We start from the raw sequence: 9,956 nt of genomic DNA, 5'->3' as shown, positions 1-9,956 counted from the left end.
CCACGGATGAGGTGCTGATGCGCTTCACCGATTTCTTCCTCGTGATTCCGATGTTTGTCGTCATCCTCGCCGTCATTCGCCTGCTCGGCGTGGCGGTCGTCAACACGCCCTTCGAAAGCGTGCCGTATCTCAATCTCGGCGTCATCATCCTGCTGATCGGCGTCTTCTCCTGGGCTCCGATCGCTCGGATGACGCGTGCCGAGTTCCTGCGGCTGAAGAACCAGGAATTCGTCGAGGCTGCGCGCTGCATCGGCGCTACTTCGGGCGATATCCTCTTCCGCCACATTCTTCCGAACGCCTTGCCATCCCTTGTCGTCATCGTGGCGCTCGGCATCGGCGGGGCCGTGCTGGCGGAGGCGATGATCGGCTTCCTCGGTTTCGGCGATCCGGCCGCGGTGAGCTGGGGGCAATTGCTCTACTTCAATTACGAGGCACTGAAAGTGGCTCCCTGGGCATCGCTCAGCCCGGGTGTCGCCATCTTCATCACGGTGCTCGGCTTCAACCTTCTGGCGGACGGCCTGACCGATGCCTGCAACCCACGGGCGAAGCGCTGAGATGTCGAGCCTCGCCACCCCAAAGCCAGTCGCCGCCATTTCGATCGACGATAGCAGCGTGCTGACGCCGCCTGTCCATGACCTCGTCCGCGTCGAGAACCTGCGGATTCAGTTTCCACCCTGGAATGCGCCCGTTCGCATCATTGAGGATGTCAGCTTTCAGGTCCGCGCCGGCGAGACGATGGGCATCGTCGGAGAATCCGGCAGCGGCAAGACCCTGTCGAGTCTCGCGATTCTGAACCTTCTGCCGCCTCCCGCACGGATCACCGGCGGCCGCATCATGTTCGATGGCGAGAACCTCGCCGCGAAGTCGCAGGGCGAGATGCAGAAACTGCGCGGGCGCAGGCTCGCCATGGTCTTCCAAAACCCCGGCTATTCYCTGAACCCGCTGATGACGGTCGGCGCGCAGCTCGGCGAGATCCTGAAGGTTCACGAGAAGATGCCGCGCAGCGTTGCTCTGCAGCGGGTGGAGGAGTTGTTTCGCCTCGTCGGCATCACCGACCCCGGCTCGCGCCTGTCGCAGTATCCGCATGAGATGAGCGGCGGCATGAAGCAGCGTGTCTGCATCGCCCGTGCTCTGCTCTGCAACCCGGCGCTCGTGCTCGCGGATGAGCCGACGACGGCGCTCGACGTCACGATCCAGGCCCAGATCCTCGATCTCTTCGAAGACCTGAAGGCGCGGTTCGGCATGTCGATGATCTTCGTCACGCACGACATGGGCGTCGTGGCTCGCATCGCCGATCGGATCACCGTCATGTATGCGGGCCAGGTCTGCGAGACGGGCGACAAGCACGCCATCTTCGCACGGCCCTCGCACCCCTACACGCAGGCCCTTCTGGCAAGCACGCCGCGCATCGACCGGCGCTACGCAGTCGATGGTGAGGGGCGTCGCGAGCGCTTGCCCACGGTCGGGCGCGCCGTCGCGCCCGGACAATCACTCGGTGGCGGTTGCCGCTTCGCCGGGCGCTGTCCCGAAGCCGCGCCGGAATGCTCCCGGCTGGTGCCCCAGGCCGCAGCGATCGAGCCAGGCCGTGTCGTTCATTGCCTGAAGCGCGGCAGCGCCGGAGTGGCCAGCCATGATTGAGCCGACCCCGAATGTCCGCCCACGCAGCGTGCCACAGCCCCTGCTGACCGTTGACGGGCTGGTGAAGAGCTACCCGTTGCGCCGCCGCGGGCTCTTCCGCCAGAAGGTCACCGGGGAAATCCGCGCGGTCAACGACATCAGCTTCAGCGTGGCGGCCGGGGAGACGCTGAGCATCGTCGGCGAAAGCGGCTGCGGCAAGACGACGGCGGCCCGCGCGATCCTGCACCTCGTCGAACCGACTGCCGGTGCGATCCGCCTCGGCGACACGGATATCCGGGCGACGTTCACTCAGGATCGGCGGCCGGACGTGCTCGCGCTGCGCCGTCAGATGCAATACGTCTTCCAGGATCCCTATCTTTCACTCAATCCGCGCTGGAGCGTCAGGCAGATCCTGACCGAGCCGCTGCGCGTCCATGGTCATGCCCCGAAGGAGGACTGGGACGCGACGGTGGAAGGTCTGCTGGAGCGGGTCGGGCTGCCGCCGGACTATGCCGATCGCTATCCCCACGAATTCTCCGGCGGGCAGCGCCAGCGCATTGGGATCGCGCGCGCTCTGGCGGTCGAGCCGCGACTGCTGATCTGCGACGAGCCCGTCTCCTCGCTCGACGTCTCGGTGCGGGCGCAGGTCCTGAATCTGCTGGCGGACCTGCAGGAAGACCTGGGACTCTCCTATCTCTACATCTCGCACGACCTGAGTTCCGTGCGCTTTCTGAGCAACCGCATTGCGGTGATGTATCTCGGCAATCTCGTCGAGATCGGTGAGGTCGACGAGATTTTCGCACGGCCGCGCCATCACTACACCGCTGCCCTGATCTCGGCGATTCCCGTGCCTGATCCCTCAAACCAGGCACAGCGCCAGGCGATCCAGGGCGAAGTCCCCAGTGTTGTCCGGCGACCGTCCGGCTGTGTCTTTCACACCCGCTGCCCCGCCGCACTGCCTGTCTGTTCCCAACAGATTCCGCCGCTGTCCGCACCGGACGGCACCCACGCCTTCGCTTGCCACAACCCGCGCTGAGAGCGGGGAGAGACCATAGGAAACGCCATGATGAATGTTATCGTCGTCGGAGCCGGAATTGTCGGCAGCTCCATCGCCTACCGCGTCGCCCAGGGCGGTGCGAAGGTCACGGTCCTCGAAGCCTCTCGCGTCGGCGCCGGAACATCCGGAGTGAGCTTCGCCTGGACGAATGCGAACAACAAGACGCCGCGCCCCTATCACGACCTGAACGTCGCAGGCATGCGCGCGCATGCCGCGTTGAAGGATGAGTTCGGCTCGACACCCTGGTTCCATCAGAGCGGTAGCCTGGAGTGGCGCGTCGATCCGGCGGAGATCGCCGCTCAGGCGAAGAAGGTCGAGCGGCTGCGCGAGTGGGGCTATGCGGCGGAGTTTATCGACAAGAAGCGGCTGCAGGCGCTTGAGCCGGAGCTGGCAATCGGCGCAGTTTCGGACAAGGCCCAGATCGTATTCTGCCCTGAAGAAGGGTGGGTGGACCCTGTCCAGTACGCCGGAGCCATGCTGCGCGCTGCCCGTCAGCGCTATGGAGCGGCGCTGAAGACCGGCGTGAAGGTGACCGGGGTAGAGACCCGCAATGGTCGTGTCGTCGGCGCTCGGGATGATACGGGCGCTGTCCACGCAGCCGACCTCGTCATCAACTGCACCGGGCGCTGGTCCAACGATACGGTGAGCGAGACGGCGCCGAATGTCCCGCTCGCTCCGACCGTGGGCTTCCTCGTCTTCACGCCTCCGGTCGGTGTCGATCTGCGCCGGCCCTTCCATGCGCCCGACGTCGATGTCCGTCCGGACGGGGCAGGCCGCATGATGATCCGCAAGGACTCGCTCGACGACCGTTTCGCCGAATTGGAAAGCCGTCTGCCGGATTGCGAGGAGGCGAAGATCGCGCTCGCAAGCGCAACCGAGCTTCTGCCCGGCTTGGCAGGCGTCGAGGCCGAAGCGGTGCGCACGACCGTCAGACCGATCCCCGCCGATGGGCTCTCCACCGTCGGACCGGCCCGCGGCGTCGACGGCTACTACGTCGTCGTGACCCACAGCGGCGTGACGCTGTCTCCCTTCCTCGGCCAGGCCGTCGCCGACGAGGTCCTGCGGGGCAGGGAGCGTCCGGAACTGGCGCAGTTTCGTCCTTCGCGCTTCCAGGCCTGAGTGCCGGACGCTCTCGGCCTGTTCATTTCGCACCACCAAGAAACAAGGGGAAAATCGATGTCCAGGAAATCGACGCGACGCGATGTGCTGAAATGGTCCGGAGCCGGAGCGGCCGCGCTCGCGGCCGGTGGGATACCGGAGGGGGCGCTGGCCAAGCCGCCCTTCTTCAAGCTCTACCTGATGATCTTCAACAACCTCCAGTCGCGCATGATCTGGACGGACCTGATCGGAAAGCAGTTCGCCCGCCTCGGCATCGATATCGTGTCGAGCTACCAGCCGCCTTCGGTCGTGATCGCGCGGCGCGCCAATGACAGCGGCAAGACGCATGTCGATGGCGGCTGGGACATGTATTCCGAGCGGATTTACTACAGTGGGCTGGTGCCGCTGCCCGAGACGCTCTTCCACAGCAAGAATTTTCCGCCGAACGGGCAGAATTACTATCGCATCGCCGACAAGCAGATCGACGAGGCGATCGAGAAATACTCGCGCTCCGTCACGCCGGCCGACCGCAAGGCGGCGATCACCGCCTTCATGAAGCGCTGGTACGAGATCGAGCCGCTCCATGTCGTCTTCTATCCGGAAGAGGTGATCATCACGAATCCGAAGCTGAAGGGCATGGAATCGACGACCTACAACCCGGTCTTCTATCCGCGCCCCGAGAACTGGACGATCGAGGGCGCCACTGGCGACGTCACGGCCACTTTCGCGTCCTGGCAGCCGCCGAGCCAGCTCATCCCGATGTATGGCAGCGGCTACAACGAGGCCAATATCTTCGGCCCCGTCTACAACGCGCTGTTCGAATACGACAGCTGGGCGAACAAGAAGCTCGTCCCGGCGCTGGCGGAGTCAGTGAAGACCTCCGACGACGGCAGGACCTGGGTATTCACCCTTCGCAAGGGCGTGAAATGGCATAGCGGCGAGGAGTTCACTGCCGAAGATGTCAAGTTCACCTGGGATACGGTGATCGACAAGACCTATGCCAGCGTCTTCCAGTCGCCCCTCGAGACCGTCCTGGGCAGCAAGGATGCCTACAAGGTAAGCGGCACCCACGAGATCACCGTGACCTTGCGGGAGCCGAACGTGATGTTTCGCGATTTCGTCCTGCCCGTCATCGCGATCATGCCGAAACACGCCTATCAGGGCCTCAAGCCCGAGGAGCTGCGTGGCCATGTCATCAGCACCTGGCTCGGCACCTTCCCGGTCAAGACCTCCGACGGCAAGACCTTCGAGGCCAAAGGCGGTATCGGCACGGGGCCCTGGATTCCGCAGGGTTTCGATCCGGCCCGCAAGGCTTACAAATACATCAAGAACGATAGCTACTGGAAGAAGACCGAAGGCAATGTGAAAACCTTCTACGTGGTCAATATCCAGGGCGCCGACGCTGTTCTGAGCGCGATCAAGGCCGGCTCCATCGATGCGCATGATCCGATGTACGACGTCGGCGGGCTGCTCGAGACGATCGATCCGTCATGGGGCACCGTCAATCGCTTCGATTCCTATAAGTGGATGCAGACCTGCTTGAACATGAACCACCCGGTCTTCGGAACGGGCGTGGAAACCCCGCTCGGCAAGCAGGATCCCAGCCGTGCGGCGGAAGCTGCGGCCTATGTCCGCAAGGCCATGAGCCACATGATCCCGCGCGAGCAGATCATCAAGAACGTTGTTGCCGGTTTCGGCAAGCCCGGCACGGTGCCAATTCCCTTCACCTCCGAAGATTATGACCACGATCTGCTCAAGCCGATCGCCTACGACATGAACCTGGCCAAGCAATATATGGAAAAGGCCGGCTACAAATACTGAATTCAATGCCGTCGTCAGCGCCGGGCTCGTCGGCCCGGCGGTCCAGAAGCCTCTATTACTCCCAAGGAAACAAACGATGCGTGTCGCAATACTCGGTGCGGGCTCGATAGCCTATGGCAATGCTGCGCTGCTCGCCTCCCTCGGCCATGAGCCTGTGCTGTGGTCGCCCTCAGGCAAAACCGGGCAAAGCATCGTCGCGGGCAAGCCACTAGCGGCGACTGGCTCGCTCGACGGTTCGTTCAAGGTCACGATGGCGACCAACGCGGGTGATGCGATCGCCGGCGCTGACGCCGTCCTGCTGGCCTTGCCGGCCAATGGCCATCGCATGGCGATGGATGCCGCCGCTCCCCACCTTGCCAGCGGTCAGATTGTCATCATCAGCTCGCACACCTCGTTCAGCGGCCTCTATATCGCCAAAAAGATCGCGGAGCGCGGGCTCGATATCCCTGTCGTTGTCTGGGGAACCACTGTGACGGCAGGGCGCCGCACCGGGGACGCGAGCGTGAACGTCTCGACGATCCGTTCCAAGGTCGATATCGCGACCATCCCTGCCTCGGCTGGCGCACGCGGGCTGCAAGTCTGTCAGGAACTGTTCGGCGACCGCTTCGTCGAGCGCTCCGACGCACTGGCGATTTCTCTCTCCAACCTCAATCCGCAAAACCATCTCGGCATCGCACTATGCAATTTCACGCGCATGGAGCACGGCGAAACCTGGGGCCAGAACGAAAACAATACCGACTCTGTCGGCCGCCTGCTCGAAGCGCTCGATGCTGAACGCCTCGCGATCGCCGAGGCGGCCGGCTACAAGGTGCGCACCATTCGAGAGCACTATAACCTCTCCTTCCATGTCGAGCCCGGACCGGTCGGCGAGATGGCCCGCCAGCTTGCCGCACGCGGCAATGGCGGCAACGGCCCCGACAGCATCGACACGCGCTATGTGCTGGAGGATGCGCCCTTCGGCCTGCATCCGACCGTGCTACTCGGCAAATTGACCGATCGGCCCGCCACGCTGCACCAGGCTGGCATCGACGTCTTCTCGGCACTTTATGGCCGCGATTTCGCGAGCGAGAACGACCTGCTCGACGATATCGGGCTCGAGACCATGTCGCTGGCCGAACTCAAGACGCTGGTTCGTGACGGCTGGTCCGCGTCGCAGGCGAAGTAGTTCCGGCGCCATCCCAATCGCCCCTTATTCGATCGGAAATACGGTTATGCCTGAGATCATCGTTGTCGGTGCCGGCGTCCTGGGGACGTCGGTGGCCTATCGTCTTGCGCTCGCGGGCGCGAAGGTCACCGTGCTGGAGGCCACGCGCGTCGGCGGTGGCACCTCCGGCATCAGCTTCGCCTGGACGAATTCCAGCAATAAGGCGCCGCGCCCCTATCACGATCTGAATGTCGCGGGCATGCGGGCGCATGCGGCGCTGAAGGACGAGTTCGGGGCGACGCCGTGGTGGCATGCCGGCGGCCGTGTCGAATGGTGCGACGAGGAGGGGCGAGACGAACACCGCGCCAAGGTGGCTCGCCTCCAGGAATGGGATTATGGCGTCGAATGGATCGATCGCCAGCAGCTGCTTGAACTCGAGCCCGATATCGATCCTGCCGCGGTGGGCGATGCCCCGGTCGCCTGGTATCCGGAGGACGGATGGCTCGATCCTGTCGTCTACTCCCATGCTATGATGACCGCTGCACGCCGCAAGGGCGCGCAGTTGCATACCCAAACGAAGGTTACCGGGCTGCTTGTGCAGGGCGGCAAGGTCAAGGGTGTGCACACCGAGGCGGGGGACACCCTGATGGCCGATCTCGTGGTCAACTGCACCGGGCGCTGGTCGAACGACACGATTGCCGGAACGGCCCCGAATGTGCCGCTGGCGCCGACTGTCGGCTTTCTGGTCTTCACGCCCCCGGTTCCCGCATCGATCCAGCGTGTCGTGGCCACACCTGTTTGCGATTTTAGGCCGGATGGCGCCGGCAGGCTTATGGTGCACTGGGGGCCGGCCGATGCCTTGGTTACCCCCGAAATCACGAACCGTCCTGGCCTCGACCAGGCGGCGGATCTCGTCGCGCGCCTGACACGGATCCTGCCCGGAATCGCGCCGGTGAAACCGGAAGCGAGCCGCGTCACCCAGCGTCCGATTCCCAAGGACGGCCTCTCCGCCATGGGCCCCGTACCGAACCTCGAAGGCTACTATGTGATGGTCACCCATAGCGGCGCGACGCTTTCGCCTGCGCTCGGGGCGATGGCGGCAGACGAGATAATGAGCGGCAAACCGCGCCCCGAACTCGCCCAGTTCCGGCCGGCCCGGTTCTTTCGCTAGGTTCGGACCGATCGCAAGATTGACGCGATCAAAACCCGTCGCTAACCGAGCCAAGTGACCAGTTCCTGACGCAACGTGTGGTAGGAACGACACCCATTGAGTATCGTACTCCGCGAGAGGAGTGACCCTCCCCATCTCGACCCGCCAGAATGGCGGGTCCCTTTTTGGATCGGCGCTGCCAAACCCCAGGGAGGGGCATCAATCCAGCTTTCGGGATCGAAATTGATTTGCTTCAAAATCCCGAAAGGGACGACGTCCAATGACGTGGCTGCTTCGGCTTCGCCTCATGCCTTCCAGGTCATCCAGATTCTCGACGCTCGCACCAAAACTCCTGGTGCCGGCGCATCGCTTTGCGTAGGCGCGACGGTCTCGAGATCAAGACAAAAACGGCCGCGCAACTCGAAAAGGATGCGCTCGGCGACGAGGGTCATGATCTTTCACACTTGTCGCGCATCCAGAGCTACGAAATTCGCCCCGGTCCGGCTCGCGGTGTCTACGGCAGAGATCGGCCAACGGATCGGCCAAAGGATCGCCCATTCTTCATGGAAACTCATTTGATTATAGGCTATTGGGCCTTCTCAGAATCCGATCTAGATCGGCCAAGATAATGCCCATCGAGAGCCGAAGCCGTATTGAACCAGCCCTTTTGGACGAGCCGACAGCTGCGATCGCCGACGCGATCGCGGAGCTGTCCGCAGCTGCAGCAACACTCGGTCGATCCCTGCACCCGCGTACCGCGGCCAACCTGGCCGAATCTCGTGCGCATCATGAACACGTACTACAGCAACCTCATCGAGGGCCACGACACACGTCCGCGCGATATTGAGCGGGCATTGGCAGGTCAATTCGATGAGGATGAAGGTCGTCGCAACCTGCAGATTGAGGCGGCGGCTCATGTCCGCGTTCAGGCCGAGGTCGATCGGATGGCAGCGGCCAATGCTCTCCCTGCGCCCGCATCAGCCGAGTTTCTGAAATGGCTTCATCGCGAATTCTATCGCGGCGCCCCGGAAGCAATGCTCACCATCCGCGGCAGAGATCGGCAAATTCGAATGGAACCMGGCGAGTGGCGGTACCGATCCGAAGAGGATGTCGAGGTTGGCCGGCATGTGCCGCCTTCAAGCGAGCGCCTCGGTGATTTCATGGCATATTTCGAAAACCGATATCGGCTCACTACGCTAGGCAGAGCAGGGCGGATCATGGCGCTGGCGTCTGCCCATCACCGCTTCAATTACATCCACCCGTTTCCCGATGGGAATGGGAGAGTGAGCAGGCTCATGAGCCATGCCATGGCCAGCGTCGCCGGTGTGGGGGCCCACGGCCTCTGGTCGATCTCCGAGGATTGGCCCGAGGCCTAGAGAGCGGCGCGGACTACAAGCGAATGATGGCCCATGCGGATACGCCGCGGCAGGGCGATCGCGATGGGCGAGGGAACTTGTCCGAGGCCGCGCTGAAGGAATTCGTTTTGTGGTTCCTGAGGGTGTGCCTCGACCAAGTGACCTTCATGAGCGAGCTGTTCGAGCTGAATGGCTTGGCTGGTCGGCTCCGACGGCACGTGGCCGGCCATCGGAATCTGAAGCCTGAGGCTTCGCGGCTGCTTGAGGAAGCACTGATACGAGGCGAGTTCGAGCGAGGTGAGATCGAACGGATCACCGGACTGCCGGAGCGGACTGCCCGGCGCATCCTGGCAGACCTGCTCAGCTTAGGGCTGTTGGGATCGGGAACACCAAAAGGAAAGGTGTCGCTTCGCTTCCCGGCTGATGCACTCGAGGATCTCTTCCCACGCCTTTACCCTCGCACTTAGATATCGCCTGAAATGGCTTCCCCATCGCCGATCGTTCTTGGGTCGCGCGGTGATGGGGTTTGTCCACGGGCCGATCGCCAGGCGCAACGCCCCAGCGTCTAGAGCATTTTCACGTTATTCCGGCTCATACCCGGCAGCCCTGAAGTAGTTTTTGCATTCGTCGGGAGTGAAGGCGTCGAGGATTGTTCCGATGGTACGCCAGAGGCCTTCGACGGTTCGCTCGGCTGCTTTTCGCAGGAGCGCCTTG

10 protein-coding genes and 1 pseudogene are annotated in these 9,956 nt (G+C 63.2%); 9 read left to right on the top strand and 2 right to left on the bottom strand.

All coding sequences use genetic code 11. From position 1 onward, the window contains the following. From AC1D34_RS27770 to AC1D34_RS27740, 7 genes are all read left to right on the top strand, one after another. The coding region (locus AC1D34_RS27770) for an ABC transporter permease (protein WP_476825936.1) at window positions 1-554 on the top strand (554 nt) is incomplete at its 5' end. A 1-nt stretch (window position 555) separates the two neighbouring features. Continuing rightward, on the top strand, window positions 556-1,638 hold the full coding sequence (locus tag AC1D34_RS27765) for an ABC transporter ATP-binding protein (protein WP_476769560.1): 1,083 nt from the start codon (window positions 556-558) through the stop codon (window positions 1,636-1,638). After that, entirely contained in the window at window positions 1,631-2,653 is a 1,023-nt protein-coding gene (locus AC1D34_RS27760; RefSeq protein WP_476825935.1) for an ABC transporter ATP-binding protein, read from the top strand. The genes AC1D34_RS27765 and AC1D34_RS27760 overlap by 8 nt, the downstream gene beginning before the upstream one ends. A gap of 27 nt (window positions 2,654-2,680) precedes the next feature. Next, window positions 2,681-3,793 carry an NAD(P)/FAD-dependent oxidoreductase gene (locus AC1D34_RS27755; RefSeq protein ID WP_476769558.1) on the top strand — a complete coding sequence of 371 codons (1,113 nt, stop codon included), beginning with the start codon at window positions 2,681-2,683 and terminating at the stop codon, window positions 3,791-3,793. Between the two features lie 57 nt (window positions 3,794-3,850). Continuing rightward, window positions 3,851-5,593, top strand: a complete 1,743-nt coding sequence (locus tag AC1D34_RS27750) for an ABC transporter substrate-binding protein (RefSeq protein WP_476769557.1) — start codon at window positions 3,851-3,853, stop codon at window positions 5,591-5,593. A gap of 76 nt (window positions 5,594-5,669) precedes the next feature. Continuing rightward, on the top strand, window positions 5,670-6,758 hold the full coding sequence (locus tag AC1D34_RS27745) for an NAD/NADP octopine/nopaline dehydrogenase family protein (protein ID WP_476825934.1): 1,089 nt from the start codon (window positions 5,670-5,672) through the stop codon (window positions 6,756-6,758). A gap of 46 nt (window positions 6,759-6,804) precedes the next feature. Continuing rightward, entirely contained in the window at window positions 6,805-7,908 is a 1,104-nt protein-coding gene (locus AC1D34_RS27740; RefSeq protein ID WP_476825933.1) for an NAD(P)/FAD-dependent oxidoreductase, read from the top strand. A 284-nt stretch (window positions 7,909-8,192) separates the two neighbouring features. Here the strand turns inward: AC1D34_RS27740 and AC1D34_RS27735 are convergent, their stop codons facing one another. Beyond that, window positions 8,193-8,339, bottom strand: coding sequence for a hypothetical protein (locus tag AC1D34_RS27735; RefSeq protein WP_476825932.1), 147 nt, complete (start codon window positions 8,337-8,339; stop codon window positions 8,193-8,195). 336 nt (window positions 8,340-8,675) lie between these two features. Between AC1D34_RS27735 and AC1D34_RS27730 the strand changes: the two genes are divergently transcribed. Then, on the top strand, window positions 8,676-9,263 hold the full coding sequence (locus AC1D34_RS27730; RefSeq protein ID WP_476825931.1) for a Fic family protein: 588 nt from the start codon (window positions 8,676-8,678) through the stop codon (window positions 9,261-9,263). 23 nt (window positions 9,264-9,286) lie between these two features. Beyond that, the gene (locus tag AC1D34_RS27725) at window positions 9,287-9,709 is read left to right on the top strand and encodes a hypothetical protein (protein WP_476825930.1); all 423 of its coding nucleotides are present in this window, start codon (window positions 9,287-9,289) and stop codon (window positions 9,707-9,709) included. A gap of 114 nt (window positions 9,710-9,823) precedes the next feature. Here AC1D34_RS27725 and AC1D34_RS27720 read toward each other — a convergent pair. Further along, window positions 9,824-9,956: pseudogene (locus AC1D34_RS27720) on the bottom strand (IS630 family transposase); the annotation flags it as partial.

This window comes from Allobosea sp. P1_A7 (genome assembly GCF_056406775.1).
This window is presented reverse-complemented; position numbering and strand designations above follow the sequence as displayed.

What these genes read in the sequence shown, in the direction of transcription:
- AC1D34_RS27760 (WP_476825935.1), top strand. Translation starts at nt 1,631, where the DNA reads ATGATTGAGCCGACCCCGAATGTCCGCCCACGCAGCGTGCCACAGCCC.
- AC1D34_RS27755 (WP_476769558.1), top strand. Translation starts at nt 2,681, where the DNA reads ATGATGAATGTTATCGTCGTCGGAGCCGGAATTGTCGGCAGCTCCATC.
- AC1D34_RS27750 (WP_476769557.1), top strand. Translation starts at nt 3,851, where the DNA reads ATGTCCAGGAAATCGACGCGACGCGATGTGCTGAAATGGTCCGGAGCC.
- AC1D34_RS27745 (WP_476825934.1), top strand. Translation starts at nt 5,670, where the DNA reads ATGCGTGTCGCAATACTCGGTGCGGGCTCGATAGCCTATGGCAATGCT.
- AC1D34_RS27740 (WP_476825933.1), top strand. Translation starts at nt 6,805, where the DNA reads ATGCCTGAGATCATCGTTGTCGGTGCCGGCGTCCTGGGGACGTCGGTG.
- AC1D34_RS27735 (WP_476825932.1), bottom strand. Translation starts at nt 8,339, where the DNA reads ATGACCCTCGTCGCCGAGCGCATCCTTTTCGAGTTGCGCGGCCGTTTT.
- AC1D34_RS27725 (WP_476825930.1), top strand. Translation starts at nt 9,287, where the DNA reads ATGATGGCCCATGCGGATACGCCGCGGCAGGGCGATCGCGATGGGCGA.